Source organism: Corynebacterium rouxii, assembly GCF_902702935.1.
In the GTDB taxonomy this organism is placed as follows: domain Bacteria; phylum Actinomycetota; class Actinomycetes; order Mycobacteriales; family Mycobacteriaceae; genus Corynebacterium; species Corynebacterium rouxii.
In genome coordinates this window covers 40,709-58,214 of sequence record NZ_LR738855.1, presented here as the reverse complement: position 1 = coordinate 58,214, position 17,506 = coordinate 40,709, and the positions used below count along the sequence as shown (strand labels likewise).

14 protein-coding genes and 1 CRISPR repeat array are annotated in these 17,506 nt (G+C 52.2%); of the genes, 7 read left to right on the top strand and 7 right to left on the bottom strand.

Annotated features, from left to right (window positions below; all coding sequences use genetic code 11):
- Positions 1-4 precede the first annotated feature (4 nt).
- Genes CIP100161_RS00300 through CIP100161_RS00290 form a run of 3 tightly spaced genes read left to right on the top strand, consistent with a single transcriptional unit; the run spans position 5 to position 2,879 of the window.
- Positions 5-775, top strand: coding sequence for a hypothetical protein (locus CIP100161_RS00300; RefSeq protein ID WP_155871136.1), 771 nt, complete (start codon positions 5-7; stop codon positions 773-775).
- Positions 772-2,163, top strand: coding sequence for an FtsX-like permease family protein (locus CIP100161_RS00295; protein ID WP_155871135.1), 1,392 nt, complete (start codon positions 772-774; stop codon positions 2,161-2,163). The genes CIP100161_RS00300 and CIP100161_RS00295 overlap by 4 nt, the downstream gene beginning before the upstream one ends.
- On the top strand, positions 2,163-2,879 hold the full coding sequence (locus tag CIP100161_RS00290; protein WP_155871134.1) for an ABC transporter ATP-binding protein: 717 nt from the start codon (positions 2,163-2,165) through the stop codon (positions 2,877-2,879). The genes CIP100161_RS00295 and CIP100161_RS00290 overlap by 1 nt, the downstream gene beginning before the upstream one ends.
- Before the next feature lie 596 nt (positions 2,880-3,475).
- On the opposite strand, the gene CIP100161_RS00285 is transcribed toward CIP100161_RS00290, so the two are convergent.
- Positions 3,476-3,739, bottom strand: a complete 264-nt coding sequence (locus tag CIP100161_RS00285) for a hypothetical protein (RefSeq protein ID WP_232053015.1) — start codon at positions 3,737-3,739, stop codon at positions 3,476-3,478.
- Between the two features lie 159 nt (positions 3,740-3,898).
- Between CIP100161_RS00285 and CIP100161_RS00280 the strand changes: the two genes are divergently transcribed.
- A complete protein-coding gene (locus tag CIP100161_RS00280; protein WP_166443128.1) occupies positions 3,899-4,519 on the top strand; it encodes a recombinase family protein in 621 nt (206 codons plus the stop codon).
- A 159-nt stretch (positions 4,520-4,678) separates the two neighbouring features.
- On the opposite strand, the gene CIP100161_RS12320 is transcribed toward CIP100161_RS00280, so the two are convergent.
- Positions 4,679-4,804, bottom strand: a complete 126-nt coding sequence (locus CIP100161_RS12320) for a hypothetical protein (RefSeq protein WP_269472932.1) — start codon at positions 4,802-4,804, stop codon at positions 4,679-4,681.
- A 2,472-nt stretch (positions 4,805-7,276) separates the two neighbouring features.
- Between CIP100161_RS12320 and CIP100161_RS00275 the strand changes: the two genes are divergently transcribed.
- Positions 7,277-7,633, top strand: a complete 357-nt coding sequence (locus CIP100161_RS00275) for a hypothetical protein (RefSeq protein ID WP_155871133.1) — start codon at positions 7,277-7,279, stop codon at positions 7,631-7,633.
- A 454-nt stretch (positions 7,634-8,087) separates the two neighbouring features.
- Positions 8,088-8,489, top strand: a complete 402-nt coding sequence (locus tag CIP100161_RS00270; RefSeq protein ID WP_155871132.1) for a hypothetical protein — start codon at positions 8,088-8,090, stop codon at positions 8,487-8,489.
- 147 nt (positions 8,490-8,636) lie between these two features.
- Here CIP100161_RS00270 and CIP100161_RS00265 read toward each other — a convergent pair whose 3' ends face one another.
- Positions 8,637-9,296: a hypothetical protein gene (locus CIP100161_RS00265; protein ID WP_232053014.1), complete on the bottom strand. Its 660-nt coding sequence runs from the start codon at positions 9,294-9,296 to the stop codon at positions 8,637-8,639.
- Between the two features lie 58 nt (positions 9,297-9,354).
- Positions 9,355-11,394: direct repeats of the CRISPR family, unit length 28 nt; unit sequence GGCTCATCCCCGCTAGCGCGGGGAAAAC.
- A 236-nt stretch (positions 11,395-11,630) separates the two neighbouring features.
- A complete protein-coding gene (gene cas3 / locus CIP100161_RS00260; RefSeq protein WP_155871131.1) occupies positions 11,631-14,432 on the bottom strand; it encodes a CRISPR-associated helicase Cas3' in 2,802 nt (933 codons plus the stop codon).
- Positions 14,433-14,550: 118 nt separating this feature from the next.
- Here cas3 and CIP100161_RS00255 point away from each other — a divergent pair, with 118 nt between their 5' ends.
- On the top strand, positions 14,551-14,946 hold the full coding sequence (locus tag CIP100161_RS00255) for a DUF4265 domain-containing protein (protein WP_155871130.1): 396 nt from the start codon (positions 14,551-14,553) through the stop codon (positions 14,944-14,946).
- Here the strand turns inward: CIP100161_RS00255 and thiD are convergent.
- Genes thiD through CIP100161_RS00240 form a run of 3 tightly spaced genes read right to left on the bottom strand, consistent with a single transcriptional unit; the run spans position 14,904 to position 17,505 of the window.
- The gene (gene thiD, locus CIP100161_RS00250; RefSeq protein ID WP_155871129.1) at positions 14,904-15,713 is read right to left on the bottom strand and encodes a bifunctional hydroxymethylpyrimidine kinase/phosphomethylpyrimidine kinase; all 810 of its coding nucleotides are present in this window, start codon (positions 15,711-15,713) and stop codon (positions 14,904-14,906) included. The genes CIP100161_RS00255 and thiD overlap by 43 nt on opposite strands.
- Complete coding sequence (locus CIP100161_RS00245) at positions 15,710-16,720, bottom strand: ThiF family adenylyltransferase (RefSeq protein ID WP_155871128.1); 1,011 nt, start codon at positions 16,718-16,720, stop codon at positions 15,710-15,712. The genes thiD and CIP100161_RS00245 overlap by 4 nt, the downstream gene beginning before the upstream one ends.
- A complete protein-coding gene (locus CIP100161_RS00240; protein WP_155871127.1) occupies positions 16,720-17,505 on the bottom strand; it encodes a thiazole synthase in 786 nt (261 codons plus the stop codon). The genes CIP100161_RS00245 and CIP100161_RS00240 overlap by 1 nt, the downstream gene beginning before the upstream one ends.
- Between the last annotated feature and the right edge of the window lies 1 nt (position 17,506).

The following is a 17,506-nucleotide window of genomic DNA, read 5'->3' as shown; positions in this document are numbered from 1 at the left end:
GCCCATGACTCAAAGATACAAAAACGATTCTTTCGAGATACTTAAAGAAGGAAATGTTCTAGTCATTAAAGATCTGTCTACAAAAAGGATCGTTCAGGCGCCTCTCTCCGCAGGCAAAAACCTTCCTTTTACAGAAACCTCACCTATTGTGAGCAAACCAGTTTTTACAGTTTATTTACTGCTTTCGTTTTCCCTCATTGTATCCTCTACTGCATTAGGTATTTGGGGAGCATATCAGGTGGACTTATCACAACTGCGCTGGCACAATTTTGCAATACTCATTGGCTACGCCTCCTGCCAGATAGCCATTCACGAGGCTGGTCACTATGCAGTATTCAGGATGATGGGAAGATCTCCAGATAAGGTTGGATTTAAGCTTAATTACGGAGTATTTCCCGCTTTTTACGTGAGAATGAACGACTCCCACCTTCTCGTTCGCACGGATCGCTACGTTGTTCATTCTATCGGGATCGTTACCAACGCAATCATTACCGTTATAGCTTTTGGAATGCTCTGGGCAGACCTCTTAGAGAGAGATTGGCTGTTCGTGTTTTCTTGGTATGCCATTGCTATGGCTTATAACTGTATCCCCATACTTAACTCGGATGGTTTTAAGTCTTTGCTAGTCCTAGTCAACCAAAGGGAAGCAAAATCATTCAAAGATAACTCGCTCTTAGTACGAGCCATTATTATTATCAGCTATGGTGCTGCGGTTATATATACCGCGCGAATCATTTGGCTGATTTGCGACACCTTAACGGAGGCACACATATGATCTTCAAAATCGCTTTAAACTCCGTACGTAAGGGAATAGCGTCATGGATCGCTCTACTTGTTTCTTCCATCGCCCTTTCGGTCGTTCTCACCCTCAATGTCGCCCTCATAGTCGCCGGCGCTGCCGTATCTGGAGATGCCCAGCAGGCATATATAAGCATGGGAGGAGTTGCACTCGCGTTCAGTGTACTTACAGGCCTCGCTTCATTCCGCTTAGTTGTAGACACATGTATTCGCTTACAGCGACGTGAAGTTGCGCTTTGGCAAATAGCTGGGCTTCTACCTCCCACAGCACTTGCAATCCTCTTCACGGAAGTAGTGTTAGTTACCGCCGCATCAGCTGTGGTCGGTACGATAATCACGATCATAATCTGGCCAAGCTACGCAAGCTTCGTAGGACACAGCGGGCTCCCTTACAGTAGCGTTCTCGAGCACAATATCCCAGCTCCCGCCATTTCTATCGGTATAGCCATTACCGTCATCGTTAGCATTTTGGCAGGAATTAGCTCATCTCGAAAAATTGTACGCGGTGATCTTATTACTGGCGTTAAAGCCTCCTCATCTTTCGAGACAAAGCGTGGTTCAGTCAAAGGCTACATATTCACAACTACGCTCGGGGTGACGTTTCTCGTTGGAATCATCGCAATCTATTCTGCGATTGGAAACCGAACCGAACTTACCGATCCGCAGGAAATCGGTGATTTCGTCACAATCTACCCAGGCATGGGTATACTGCTTTGTCTTGTTTTTGCATTCCTTGGCCCATTCTTAATCCGTGCACTTGTCGCACTAATTCAACTACGTCCTGGCAAAGTTTCCTTTTTTCTAGCCGCTAGGGAAGCCTCCTCGCGCCCTGCACTAACTAAAGCGCTTGTCATGCCGATTAGTCTCGCAGCCTCCGCTGTTGGGGTAATGACATCGTGGGTATCGAAACTTAAAGATATTCTCGAAACAGTTAGCGGGGCTTCTAGCTCCGTCTCTGCCCCACCTGAGCAAATGGCATTATTGCTCGCAGGTCCTATCATTGCGGCATGTGTATCGGCATCATCAATCGTCTTTGCGACGGCCTCAAACAGAGAGCAAGATAATGCACTCTTGATTGTGTCCGGTTCCACTCGGAGCGCAGCTTATACAAAAGCACTGTTTGAGACCATCGTTTATGCGTTTATCTCACTATTCTGCGCTTATTTCATAATCATCGCTAACGAACTTGCAATGGTCGCTGCTTTTTCATCGGGACCAATTCCCTCCGCACAAGTTTCATTACCAAGTTGGGCGGCTACCGGGGTTGTCACATTTGGCATGTCACTCACACTGCTCATGCTACTTACCGTGACAAGCACAGGTTTCCGAAAAGAATCCATAACCGTCGTACTGGGGAGTAAATAATGACAGCACTCATCACAGCCACCGGAGTGAAGAAAAGCTTCGGTAAAGGTAGTCAGAAAGTAACAGTTCTCAAGGGAATTGATCTCACTATATTACCTGGAGAATCTGTTGCAATTGTCGGAAAATCGGGTTCAGGAAAATCTACATTACTGTACTGCTTAAGTGGATTACTCGCACCCGATGAAGGATCTATCTCCCTAGCCAATCAGAACATCACCGCCATCTCGCCACGAAAAGTTGCTGAGATCAGGAGAAATCACGCAAGTTTCATCTTCCAAGACTTAAACCTCATTAGCTCCCTGACGGTCGCCGACAACATCCGGCTTCCTTCAAAGCTTGCTGGCCGAAACCCAAAAAAACGCGAAATCGACTCAGTTCTTGAAAAAGTGGGGCTGTCAGGAGCTGGCAATAAGTATCCAAACCAATTATCCGGAGGACAACAACAACGCGTAGCTATCGCACGTTCTCTTGTCAGATCTCCCCAGATACTCTTTGCCGACGAACCGACTGGAGCACTAGACGTTACAACCAGCGCAATTATCCTAGAACTACTTCAAGAAACGGTCACCAAGAGAACTTCTCTAGTTATGGTCACACATGATCTGGATATTGCAGCATCAGCTGACCGTGTTGTGGTGCTAAAAGAAGGAAACACAGGTCAAATCCTCCATCACGCAACACCAACAAACATATTTGATGCTATGCATAAGAGTTAGTCAAAACGGTATCATCGCCAGTCTTGAAGGCGCGCCCTCAGTGTGAACAAAGCCGAAAAAAGAACTCGAATAACGCTGCCAAAGCACCCCACGGGGTGCTTTTATTTTCCCTGTTCAGGTTGCGCATATTTACCCTCACGGAGACAATTATCCACAGGGTTTGACCAGCAGGTTTACCTATTTCCACAGGTCACCTATAACTATATAACTATATACCTAGGGGTAAAACAGATCAGTAACCGTTACTGCGTCTTGGTGGTGGAGTGTTATCGGGTGCTAGCGCGGAAACCCTAAGGGTTCCCTTGCTCACGAAAGTAGTAGGGCAAGGAAGCTATAAACAAACAGGCAACAAGATGATGACCCATAGGTTGCTATATAGAAAGCTATTCATTTCCATGAAGTGATTGCTACGATGAGGTGAAGAAACCGGAAAAATTTCTCGCCTCTACCTGCTGGATCCGGCTTGGTTAATAACCAACAAACCTATTCCGCAGCGTTGCTGTTTAAGTTTCCTTATGCTGTTGCAAGCTTTTGCGCCCTTTGGTAGGACACCTCGAGAATATCACCCATGTCGCGTACAGTCATACCGGACTTTTTCATTGCGGCAGCCAATTCCCGGGTACTTTCTTGCGTTGTTCATCGGCACGTGTCTTTAGCTCGGCGATATTAGAGGGGAGGATAGCTTCAACAACAATATTGAAGCTATCGGGACTTGCTCCTGCTTGGTAGGCCATAGCTTCTCGCATCTCGGCAGCGGCATGGTCTAGCCGCTTGGTCTGGGACACAGCTCCCAGTTCGACACATTCAAGCACCCACACGTCGCTGCCTCGTTCTGCAGTGACCGTGTATGTCTTTGCCATTATCTCCACCAACCTTTTACTAATTCTTGTGCATACTGATCAAAAAACTTTTTCGCTGTCACGTCGTCGATCTCGCGGTGCCTGCCAAGCGTTCGGGTAGCCACACGCTAAATGAACAGTTGCCCCTAGACTATCTGCACTGTTCGCTAGGGTTGAATTATGAATAACCAAACACATACGCCACTTTTTGTAGACCCTAGCGAACATATTACGCCTATCGTGGGGCAAAAAATCGGCTACGCACGAGTAAGTACCACTGAACAAAACCCCGAACGCCAGCATGCCAGGTTACGTAACGCGGGTGCTGTTCGTATCTACACTGATTGCATCAGTGGCGGTACTCGCCACCGCCCACAACTTGATGAGGCTTTACGTTATCTTCGTGAAGGCGACCGCCTGATTATCACAAGCATGGACAGGCTTGCTCGTTCGCTTACTGATCTCAGCAGTATTGTCACCAAATTAACCGAGCGTGGTGTTATCGTCGAGTTCCTCAAAGAAAACCAAACCTATACCGCTACTAGTGATCCGATAGCCCGACTTATGTTGGGGATCTTGGGGGCCATCGCAGAGTTTGAGCGTTCACTGATTCGTGAGCGTCAGGCAGAAGGTATTGCCCGAGCTAAAGCTAGAGGAGTGTATAAGGGGCGCGCAAAAGTCCTTACCGACGAACAAATCAGTCAGGCTCGGCAGTGGGTAGATACAGGTGTTCCGAAAGCTGAAGTCGCCCGCCGTTTAGAGATCGGCAGAACCACTCTCTACAAATATCTAAGCATATAGCCTTATGTCTATATGGGCATACGGCTATATAGACCTTAATCAAATCGTACGTTCACGATGGATACCCCATCTTCAGCTTTGCACTAGGAATACGTCTATTCGCTAACCATATTTTCTTTAAGAGAGCAATTCGTGCGTGGTTGGGGTCTTTGATTATGCCTACAACTCCGGCTCATACGAACTGTGTTCCCACTGCACAGACACACCATCGTCTTCTTGCGCCGTAGACTCACCAGCCGCACACTGCGCTGCAAGCAGCGCCGCTGCCCCACTCGTCGTTGTCACCCGAGGACTTAGTACAGAACCTGTACCCCGCTCCGGTTTAACTACACGCTTCTCCCGCAGTACGCGCAGTTCCCCCGAGCTAGCTTTAAGATACCTTTAGACACCAGCGCCGCGAACGTGCCTCGTATATCATCAGCCAGATTCGACGGGTGTCCTCCTGCACTGCCTGTCTGATCAATGTCGACGACGATCACGGCAGCGCGCTTGATCTTCGTCAGTATCACGTACTGGCATTTGCGGAAAGTCTCAGAGTTCACACGGTACATACGTGGCTTTGTGATCTGTTCTCCAGTCTCCTCATTCGTCGCTGTGTAGTAGGCGTGGGAGAACTTGCAGGTGCGACTAGCGTGGAACACTCGCTACCAAGATGTTCTAAGAGAAAATCCTTGTCAGTGGCACTCGCCGGGGTGTCGTAAAGCCCACCTGTACTGCGGCGGTCGCCAGCATGATGGTGTTCGTTGTTTTACCCACACCCCCTTGGTGTGAACGAATGCGATACGCATGTCACTGCTACTTTCTTTCAGTGTAAAAATCTTAGCACGTTAAAACGTTAGCGTTTCAACGTCATAACACTAACGTTTTAACCTTTATGTCAATCACCCTCACAAGCCAATCACGGCTAGGTATAAAGAAACTCCGCAGTTTCGGCAGTCCGTTAGACGTTACGAAAAGTTCAAAACTGTCTACTGAGGTTGACTCGGTTGTCGCTTTTTTGGGCAGACTAACGTTATAAAACGTAGCGCCATAATCAAGAGACTGAAAGCTGAAGCTAAGCGGCGTGGACTTGAATTTGAGGAGATGGCTCTTACTCGTCACGATGTTTACTGGGTGGGCAATACAACTCGAACGCTGGGCCTGCACCGGGAGATGGACGCTGTAACAGCCAGGAAGTTTTTCGATCAATATGCGCAAGAGCTAGGAAACAGTGATGTATGGGGGGCTAGAGTGTGAGGAACTGCGTGCCGTATCCCGGACCAAGCGTCTAGCTCATGCCGCCGACGAAATACGGGAAACCATGGCGTATCAGGCCGGGGTAAGCTCTGATGAACTAATATTATTGTTAAAGTCATTCGCTCTCTGCACATTGTCGAGATGAAGATCCTCTCCGACGCGCAGCGAAGCTGCACGGCTTAGTGTCATGGTTCAGGAGAGTATTCGAGATCTTGCTGACAACCTGAAGAAAATCGGGAATGACTGTGCGTGACATGGGGAAAATCTTGGCGTGCCCTATCAACGATTCCAAAAAACTTGCCACCGCCTAGCATGCCTTACTAGCAAATCTTTCTCCATCCAGAACATAGCCACCCGAGTCCTTTACGACCCTCGAAGACCCAATCACTATCAGGGCGAGCAGGGGCCGCTCCGGTCTCCTAAGTACATAGGAATTAAGCCTGTTGCGGCATTTCTAATCCTTAGTTAGGCGCGTGTGCCGTCCTTTTTAAGATATTCATCTACGCATAGGCTGGGAAACAAGCAGTCGATAAACGCTCAAAACTAAAAGAATGTTGGATGGCATCTACCGAAATAGCGCTGACCAACATTCAAAACGGAGAAAGTTTACTTCTTTTTCTTGAGTGACAGGACAAAAAGCACGATTATGATCACAAGTAAGGTAGGGATCAGAAAAGCGATACTAAAGCTGCCAATTATAGTCAGAAATTCTACCATCTACACTCCTAGGGCTTAATCGTAATGCAAGCCCAGTTTCCTGGACCCGCACCTTGCACGTGCGCTCGTCCACAGACCCGCGAATTAGGGTCAAAATTCCTATATACCCGAAAAGTATGGGTGGTACGGTACAGAGCGCAATTATGTCCCGAGGTCATGACCTTGCTTTGGCCATTCTCCCGATATGTGACCTCAAATTTATCGACACAGGCATTCGCCAACTGCCCTCCCACATTATAAGCCATAGCGATGGAATTAACGCGCGTCCCCCACCCGTTTACATATAGGGTATTCGTGGCACCGATTCCTCCTGGAGCCCAAGTGGATCCGCTGGCCGAGCGTACGGTTATGGTAGGTTCTTCCTCATTTTGCACGGATTCAGCAGGAAGGGGTGCCCAAGCTTCAGCCACCCATTCTGACCCCTCGGCCTGACCAAGTTCATCTGCGCTAGCAATACCGCTTTGCCCCCAGCAAAACAACGGAAGCAGCGATTGCAAAAATCTTTGATTTCATTTTCATCTTTCGAGCGTAGAAGTAACAACAAATAGCTGCAGTAACCGCAAAAGGGTGCTGTAAATACGTACCTGTACGCCTGCACCCACAGTTTACCTGTATATAGTCTGCGTTTTTCACCCTGCTCACCCTATGTTAGGGGGGGTATTTGCAAAAATTCCAGAACCTCGAGAAAGCCCCTAAAAGAAGTCCAAAACAGAACTTGGATCTTTTGTGGCCAAATGCAACTTCCCCTAGGGTAAACGTTTACAACGTTTTAACATCACAACGTTAACCGTTTGGGCAGCTCAGATGCGTTTAGAGTTCCATTCCATCCTCGACAACGATGTCGTAGGAATCGGCGGGCTCGTCGGTTTCAGAGGTGGTGTATCCGGTTCCGAAGTCGGCGCGTACGCCGACTTCTCCGAGCTATTAACGAATGGGTTCGTCTGCGAAACGGGTCTGTTCGGTCTCTTTCAGCAAGGTGATCATCTGCCACGTGGGTGGAACTCCGAGTTCGGCGACAGGGTAGAGCAAAGCATGCGGTCCCCTCAGCGAATCAGCTTCGTGCTGGGTGTCAGCAGTCCTGTCTTTGATCTGTCGTGCTTCGGTTTCAATTTCTTCCTGGCGCTGGCGCAGCTCGTCGAGTTCCTGCTGTCTCTAGATTAAGCAGCTTTTTATCCAGCGCAGTCCACTTACGCGGGTGCGCTGGCGAGCGTCCTCGCCCATGCCGCTGCCGGCGTAGTTCCGTCCCCGGAGTAGTAGCCGTCCAGGGCCAAGGTTCTCGTCCTAGTCCTGGTCCGTGTCGACGGTGGACTCATAGTAGGTGCCACGGATTCACCGTGCATCTTCGCGACGGTCAGCACGCCCCGCATCCCTCCCAGACTCCCCTCTCGATCTTCTATGCTGCCGCGAAAATCGCTACGCGATTTCCTTGCCTCTTACCCACTTTCCTCCACACCTAGCGCGCCGCCGTACACTCGCAGATTCTTTACCTTTGACCCGCTTTTGGCTACACACAGTATGCACTTTTAGTGAGAATGGTTCGAAAGCCGTTTAACCAGCGGATATAAAGAGGAAAAACTGGCCAAAATAATATCGAACGTTCGATATTATGGGGATCATGAATACCCTCTCAGATCCAGTTTTCTGTGAGCACTGCGGAAGGAAAAATCCTCCGCGCCTTGGCCCCCAAGGGCGAGCAAAACGCTTTTGCTCAGATGCGTGCCGTGCAGCAGCTAGCCGCGCCCGCCGTGAGCGTAAGCGTCTAGACGAGCTAGAGAAAGCACGCTTACAGTCAGCCCGTGATGCATGCGGGCAGGACGCTATAGCTAGGGAGGCAGCGAAGATTTTGCGTGACATCACGGCTGCTTTGCTCTCCAACGATAGACCAATGGTTACCCACGCAGTCGGAGACTTGATCACTGCCGGCCAAGAACTCAACCAAACAATGAACGCAGTCAAAGCCACCGAATCGTCAACGCCTCGACCCAACCGGGCACAGCGCCGACGAGCCAAACGGTAGAGCGGACAACCTAAGGTCTATCTCTTACTAGAAACAGACCTTTCACTTACCACATGAACCCTCTCTAAAAGATCATTTTTGATCCAAATTCTTAACCTACTGTGCTCGCGCCCAGGGGAACCGTATATTGCTTACGGTGTGGCACATTTATTTTAATTGGCGCTTGCGTCCCCTGGGGAGGGAAACATCTGCTGCCTTCAACGCACGGTTAACCGTCTGTCTGGATACCCCGAACTCATTCATTCCTGATTGAATCGTCGGCCATTCTCCTGTTTCGCTTTCCGCTTGGATAAACCAACCAGCAATCGTTAAGCGGGCGCCTTTTGCTGCCCTAGAACGCTTCTTAGAGGCTTGTTCAAGCTTCTTTCGCTCTGTTTGTGCGTAGTCGCCGTTGGGGTCGGTTTCCCAGCGTTTAGCAGCCTGCTGACCACCCCTGCGCCCCATTGTGGATAGCGCCTTACGTTCGCTGCTTGTAGCGTGCCCTAGGGCACTACAACCGTAGGCATCAGTCTTTGCTTGGGTGACATACCCACGCACACGCCTCGCCATCGTTTGACGGTCACGCATCGGCGGCATCTCATCGACACGACCATCTGCACCAACCCTATGTGCGGTCTTGTAGGCGTGCTCATAAGCGTCGATGATCGCAGCATCAGTCATCCGCTCGCCTGCTGTGCGCAGGCGGTGGGCGACTTTCAAAGCGTGTCTAAAAGCCGTCTCGTCGCGCGCTGTCTTACCCTCGCTAATCCACAGCACCCGCACCCCATCAATCAGCTCCGGATCGAACTGATCAAGATCGGTACCCATCTCTTTCCCAACTTCGCGGGCAATGTCGTCGCTAGCGACGCGGCAACAAAGTCACCCGGGCTCATCCCCGCTAGCGCGGGGAAAACTTGCGGACGGGGTTCGCGCTGCCGACTCCATCGGGCTCATCCCCGCTAGCGCGGGGAAAACTTTCCTCGATAAAGTGTCGGCAGGAATCAATGAGGCTCATCCCCGCTAGCGCGGGGAAAACGTGTTGCAACATCCGCGATCCACTCTGCGATAGGGCTCATCCCCGCTAGCGCGGGGAAAACGTGTTGCAACATCCGCGATCCACTCTGCGATAGGGCTCATCCCCGCTAGCGCGGGGAAAACGGCGGAGATGCTGCGGGGGTTGGATGATAGCGGGGCTCATCCCCGCTAGCGCGGGGAAAACCCGTGAAAATAACCTTGGACGTCGCCAGACTAGGGCTCATCCCCGCTAGCGCGGGGAAAACGATGTTATGGCTTTGACGTATGGGCAGTTTTCGGGCTCATCCCCGCTAGCGCGGGGAAAACAGCCCCAACCGAAACAAGGTTGGGGTTAAAAACGGCTCATCCCCGCTAGCGCGGGGAAAACATGACTCTCCTCGTGGCGTTCGCCACTGACGAGGGCTCATCCCCGCTAGCGCGGGGAAAACTAGAGGCTTTTGATTGCACCGTGGGGGGGGAGGGCTCATCCCCGCTAGCGCGGGGAAAACCGAAGCGTTTTAGTCGAAATACGTTGTATTTAGGGCTCATCCCCGCTAGCGCGGGGAAAACCTGTCGATCCGAACCCTTTAGCACCGCGCTGCGGGCTCATCCCCGCTAGCGCGGGGAAAACACATCCCACTCATCATTACGGATGAGAACAAACGGCTCATCCCCGCTAGCGCGGGGAAAACAACCGTGTGTACGTCGCGCTTTGGGTAGTCACGGGCTCATCCCCGCTAGCGCGGGGAAAACTCTTTTTGAAAATCCTGTAAATCGCTTCCCACCGGCTCATCCCCGCTAGCGCGGGGAAAACAAATCCCGTTATCGCATGGTCTAATGACGGGCGGGCTCATCCCCGCTAGCGCGGGGAAAACCTGTGACCCCAAATTTTGCGAATTTTCGCTCGGGGCTCATCCCCGCTAGCGCGGGGAAAACGCTGTATCTTTCCTGACCGTCGGTGGCTTTTTGGGCTCATCCCCGCTAGCGCGGGGAAAACGTGCGGCGGTAGCCCGCCCACGCGGCGTACGTGGGCTCATCCCCGCTAGCGCGGGGAAAACGTGCGGCGGTAGCCCGCCCACGCGGCGTACATGGGCTCATCCCCGCTAGCGCGGGGAAAACTCTACGAAATCGAGCCGTTGAAAATGAAATCTGGGCTCATCCCCGCTAGCGCGGGGAAAACATGTCGCTCCTCGTGATGTTCGCCACTGACGAGGGCTCATCCCCGCTAGCGCGGGGAAAACCCATTTCGCCATCGGTGGTACTGACCATCCTCGGGCTCATCCCCGCTAGCGCGGGGAAAACAAGGCCGGGGTGGCCGCACAGGCTATCGCTGGGGGCTCATCCCCGCTAGCGCGGGGAAAACTGATCGTCGCCGGCCGCATGTCGAATCAGATCCGGCTCATCCCCGCTAGCGCGGGGAAAACGATCGAATGATTGCTAAGGCTGTGCTTGCTCACGGCTCATCCCCGCTAGCGCGGGGAAAACCGCGGCGTGAAGATCGGCACCGTCAGCAAGTCCGGCTCATCCCCGCTAGCGCGGGGAAAACGCGTTGGCAGTAGTCATGATCGTCGAGGGTGAGGGCTCATCCCCGCTAGCGCGGGGAAAACCCACGGGTAGCGGCTCAATAATCACGGTGCCTGGGCTCATCCCCGCTAGCGCGGGGAAAACCCTGCTCATGTTTTTTCGTGTTCCTCTCACCCAGGCTCATCCCCGCTAGCGCGGGGAAAACCACCATGGCACCACGGCGTAGCACTGGCACCTGGGCTCATCCCCGCTAGCGCGGGGAAAACTCACCAATCTCATGAACACCAGCCTGCCCCTTCGGCTCATCCCCGCTAGCGCGGGGAAAACAGTCGCATAGACCACCCCATGGTCGAGCATTGCGGCTCATCCCCGCTAGCGCGGGGAAAACACTTATCGAGCTGCACGTTCAGAGCCAGTTAGAGTGTATTACATATAACTTTGCTTCAGCAATTTTTCTACTTTCCCATTATTCCTACTGTTTTAGAATCAGTCATTCACCCAAATTTGCTTAGTCTTTTCCTCTAGCCATAGGCTGGCATTATTCCCTGCGATCAGGGATGAGCCTGCTTAATATCTCTACTAGATTTGCATAGGCATACTTCCCCGCACCAGCGGGGTTTCCTTTTACGCGTCTTCCTTTGGGCAGACGTCCACCTCTAATCCACGTTCATTGGTATAACACACTAGGAATCGACCCACACGAGCCTCCCCACTTTCATCGAAAAGCAACGCAACTTGGCCTTTAAGCAAACCGGATCGTTGCCATTCGGGCGGAGTTTGCGCTTCGAGCGAATCAATAACAGCATTAAAATCCGAATCGCTACGTGTCATTCGGGCTGGCAGGCGCACTGTGTTTCCAGCCAATGCCTCAGCTTCTTTCCAAGTAAGTTCTCTGCCATTCTCGATTTCTTCTTCTCTACCAAACGGATGGTATCCATAATCGGTCTTCAAAAGAACAACTACTTCAATAGAGAATTCAGCATCCCTAACCTGTGCACTACCTGACTCGTCATTCTTATCAACTGAATTAGAATGTTGCTGCTTAAAAAGATCACGCAGAGTTCGTGCCATATGAGGTTGCGGGAAGCTAAACGTTTGAGCTTTCCGCACGGATTTTTCGTAGTTTTCTTTCGCTTTTACGCAAGATTTTTCCCATTGTTCTTTCCAATTTTCTGGAATACAAGGGGTATCTGAATACACGTTTTTTACAAGTTTAGGAATGTCGCTGGGGCGATGGAATTCATCAGGAAGATACGCCATGGTGGCGTACAGAATTTTTTCTCCATATATAGCAGTCGCACCACCATCAAATTCTGGTACTTCGTTAGAATTTTCCCCATTATTAATACCTCTAATAAAAATTTGGGGCTGTCCTAGAATCTCTGGTCTGTCAGAATGCGGACGTTCATGACGATGCAAACGTCCTGCACGTTGAATAAGGAGGTCAATAGGCGCAATATCTGTGACTAGTACATCGGCATCGATATCCAAACTCTGTTCGGCGACTTGAGTAGCCACTACTATTCGACGCCACGGTCGATCCTCCCCACGAGAAGCATGGGGACCAAGAGATTCTCGCAAAGCATCTTCTTTTTCACTTCTTTGAGTTGCTATAAAGGCAGCGTGGTGAAGCTCTACTTCATCAGGAAATAGTTCTTTTAAAGAGTCATAAGCTTGTTGCGCTCGACGAATCGTATTACAGATAACGAGTGCTATTCCACCATCTACAAGCAGATCGTTAAACATACCACCTAGAGCAGGCAGAGAATCGTCGATACGCCTTATTTTTATCGTGGTGTCAAGAGTTTCTTGAGGGACTTCTGTGACACTAATTCCCTTTTTGTTCACAGCAGTAATCAGCGGATATGCGTCACTGTTTAATGCGCTTGCATCGGCTTTTTTACACACCTGCGAGGCATAGGCATTAACGAGTCGAGCACGTTGCTGTGGTGGCAGTGTTGCAGACATCAAGATCACGCTCACGCCATATTTAGCTAACCATTGCAAAGTCAGATAAAGATATTGAGACATGTAGGCGTCATAAGCATGAACTTCGTCGATAATAACGATTTTCCCAGCGAGTCCAACATGACGCAGCATAGAAAAACGCACCTGAAGTGCCATCATAAGAACCTGGTCGACAGTTCCCACTACAAAATCAGAGAGTATTCCACGGTACCGACCAGACAACCATTGAGAAGCCACAACTGATCCATGCTTTTCTAAGTGGTCGTCTTCGCCAATGGACGTAAAACGTAACGATTGGAAGGGACGCGATAGTTTGTTCTTTGAATGTGCCAAATACAGCGAAGCTACTTCACCACGAGACGAAGTACATTGTGCCCAATTCTTTGTTCTGTCAAATAGTCCATTAGCTGTAGACATAGTGGGGGCAGCAAAGAAAACCCCTTGAGCACCGGTTTTTTGACCAAGAATATGAGAAGCGGCAAGCCCCGCTTCCGTTTTCCCTTCCCCAGTGGGGGCCTCAATGATGATGAGCGTTGGGTCTTGCACAGCACGTGCCACAGCTACTGCTGCTTGTTGCACGGGTCGCACTTGGTAGGAATCTGGCCACGTGAAAGTATCACGAAACAGAGTTTCCACATTATCTGGAACATCGGTAGGGACCCATGCCGGCGGCAAATTCACATGAGCCATGCCCTCCACAACACGATCATGCTGCGAGCTATCACAAACATAAGGGAATGCTTTTTCATCCGAGGCGATCCAGTCTGCCATAATCACCAACCCAGTCATGATTTGCATGGCTGGCGCGCTTGGCGTGGATTGATCCGCTAATTCTTCTAGGGTTTCACCAATGTCAGTGATCTCAGCCATGGAGTCTAGGATTTCCGCATGGACTGCCAACCATTCAGGCGGATAGTAATCCAAGGTATCTTCGTGGCTTCGGTAGAGCTCTTCGTCTGAAGCAAAGCCGTGGTGAGCATCAGCAATAAAACTCAAACGCGCTGCACTACTGGGGTCGATATCGTGTTTTTCCAGCCACGCAGCAATGATGAGCGCAGATGCCATTCCGTGGGGGAATTTTTTGCCCTCACCCTCGTTAAGCGTCCATTGCAGCGACAAACCAGCTTCGCGAACCGGCCCTAGCAGATAGTTACCGTGAGAAGTTTTTTCTACAAGTCGTTGGAAAGAAATGGTCGCTTTTCCCACGTCGTGAGTTCCAGCGTAGAAAGTATAAAGACGTCCTACTTCTTCAGCAGGTAGTCGCCATGCTGTACTAAGAGTGGATTTCAGTGAGTCCGACACCCAGTTGTTCCAAAGCCATTCGGCTACGCAGGCGGCGTCGATAAGGTGTTGGGGCAGGCGTAAATACAAGTCTTCATTTCCCGACTTAGCCCACAACGAATATGCTTGCACACTGCGCGCACGTCGCCACTGATCAGCTTGATCTACCACGCTCATGTGACCAATTCCCTCCGTCCCTGATCGATCACTCTTGACCATCAGAATATGCCCATTGCACAATCTTATCGACGCCTTCCATCTGTCCCACCCCCGCACGCGTACAATCGCACCTCATATGAACTCCATTATCTCGACCATTCCTTCCCTACCTGGTGTTGATTCCGAGCAGTTGCATGCGCGGGATCTCGGTGACGGCTATTACGTGATTACGTCGGTGCCGTTTACGGATCCTTCTCTTGCCCTTGGCGATATTGTCGAGGTCGCAGGTGGCCTGATTATTGCGGTGGTTACCCGCGGTGGTGGTCGCACGTTGCGGATATTAACTAGCGACCAATGTCCGAACGTGGTTGATCCACTTTTAGAGTTGGGGTGTCATGTTGAAAGTGGACCTGCGGGAATTCTTGGGGTGTGCGTTCCGGCTGATGCTCCTTATGATTCGATTGTGTTGTGGTTGGAGGATCTCCACGATCAGCAGTTGTTGCAGTTAGCTGAGTATTCCCCTAGCCGGTAGCTGTGGTCGACAGGCCCGTTGCCGTGACCTACGTTGAGGTCACTGCCATGGGCGATTGCCCCGTTGAGCCAGGTAGTAGCCCAATGGAGGGCGGGTTCTGGAGATTCGATAGCAAGGCGGGTGGCAAGTGCCGAGGAGAGCGAGCAGCCGGTGCCGTGGGTGTTGGTGGTGTGGATGCGTGGGCTGGGGGCGTGAAATTGAGGCCCGTCGACAGTAATCCAGGTGTTGCCAAGGTCGTCGGTTCCGTGTCGGTGTCCACCTTTGAGCAGCACTGCGCAGTCGTATTGTTTTGCGAGGCTGCGTGCGGTGTGTTCAGCCTGTTCAGGGTCGTGGTTGTTCGCTAGGACTGCGAGCTCCGGCAGGTTTGGGGTGATCACAGTGGCATGGTGTAGCAGGGGTTCGAAGTAGTGGCGTTGGCCGAGTACCGATCCGGAGGTGGCTACCATGACGGGGTCGAGAACCACGATGGGTGTGTGGTGTAGCTGGTCAAGCCATGTGGCGATGGCGGTGGCCGCATCAGGGGATCCGATCATGCCGATTTTGATGGCATGGATGGTGATGTCGTCGGATATGGTACGGAGTTGTTCGCTGAGAAACTCCGTGGGTGGGGTGTGTATTGCGGTAACTCCGCAGGTGTTTTGCGCGGTCAGGGCGGTGATTGCTGCCATACCGTAGCCGCCGGCTGCCATGATGGATTTGAGGTCTGCTTGAATTCCGGCCCCGCCGGAGGGGTCGGATCCTGCGATGGTGAGTATGTGTGGGTTCATGGGAGTTCGTTGATTCCGCCGGGGACGTTGTGGAAGGTGATGCGTGGGTTGAGGTGCGCAAATTGTTCGATAAATGCGGCACTTCTTATGCCGGAGGCACAGACGACCACCACATCATCTGTGGTGATGTGGTCGAGTACATGCTGGATCGTCGTGGTGTCACTCCACATGGATTGTGGCAGGGTGATGTGCGCACCACTGGGGGTGTGTTCTATTTCGTGGGGTTCGCGAACGTCGATAAGTTCGTATTCGTTGGGAAGCTCCCATGTGTGAAGTGTGCGTGCTGCAGGCCGAAGGGGGTCACGCCCCACAGTGTATGTGCGAAATGTGCTGGTCAAAGCGTTGTAGGTAGTGATAGCTCCCGGTTGGACGGTTCCGATTCCGGCGAGGATTTTGATGGTTTCAGTGGCCATGAGGTTGGCGATCACGGCGGTGGTAGCGCCGAGTACACCTGCGTCGGCACAGTTGAGGCCTTGGGTGGGGGCTTCAGGGAACAGGTCCCGTAGCCCTACCTCGCAGGCGAATACGCCCATGTGTCCTTCGAATTGCAGTACGCTGCCCCAGACGAGCGGTATGCCTGTTATCTCGGCAAGGTCACCGCAGAGGAATTTGGTAGCAAAGGTGTCGGAGCCGTCGAGGATCACATCGCAGCCTTCGCCGAGTTCGTGTGCGTTGTGCGCGGTGAGGCGTTCGGTGCGGGCGTCGATACGAATACCGGGTTGAATTGCACGCAATCTTTCGGCAGCGACGTGGACTTTGGGTTTCCCCACATCCCCAACACCAAACAGGATCTGGCGTTGAATGTTGGACACATCCACAGTGTCGTTATCCACGAGTCGAATCGACCCCACCCCAGCCGCCGCAAGGGATTGCAACGCGGGACTACCCAGCCCCCCAGCCCCGATCACCAGCACTCGCCCTTTGTTGAGCCGTTCTTGCTGCTCAATCCCAAAACCAGGTAGCCGCAGTTGGCGGGCTACGCGTTGGCGTTCCAGCTCGTCGAGCATCACAGCACCTCGTCCGCCCAGGAGGCAAGCCCCTCAAAGCTTGACGACGCCACCGCATGCTCCCGGCGCGGTATGCGCCCGGCTTCGCGCGCGAGTCGTCCTGCTTCGACAGCGTGTTTCATGGCGGTAGCCATGGTAATGGGGTTGATGCATCGGTTGATGGCGCTGGCGAGGAGTACGCCTGAGCAGCCGAGTTCCATGGCGAGGGTGGCGTCGGAGGCGGTTCCGATGCCGGCGTCGAGGAGTACGGGGACTGTGGCACGTGAGCAGATGAGTTCGATGTTGTGCGGGTTGAGGATGCCGAGTCCGGTTCCGATGGGTGACCCTAAAGGCATGACTGCGGCGGCGCCGGCGTCTTCGAGTCGTTGTGCGACTACGGGGTCGTCGGAGGTGTAGGCGAGGACAGTGAATCCGTCGTTGGTAAGGGTTTCGGTGGCGTCGATAAGTTCGAGGACATCGGGGAGCAGGGTGATATCGTCGGCGATGACTTCCACTTTGATCCATGAGGTGTCGAGTGCTTCGCGGGCGAGTTGTGCGGTGAGGATGGCATCGCGGGCGGTGCGGCAGCCTGCGGTGTTGGGCAGCGGGGTGATGTTGAGGCGCTGCATGAGTTCGAAGACGGATTCACCGTGAGCTCCGGTATGGGCGGCGTGTCGACGCATCGCTACGGTGGTGAGTTCGGTTCCGGAGGCGATGAGGGATTTTTCTAGGGTGTCGAATGAGCTTGCGCCGCCGGTTCCCATGATGAGGTGGGATTGGAAGCTGCGGTCTGCAATGGTGAGCATG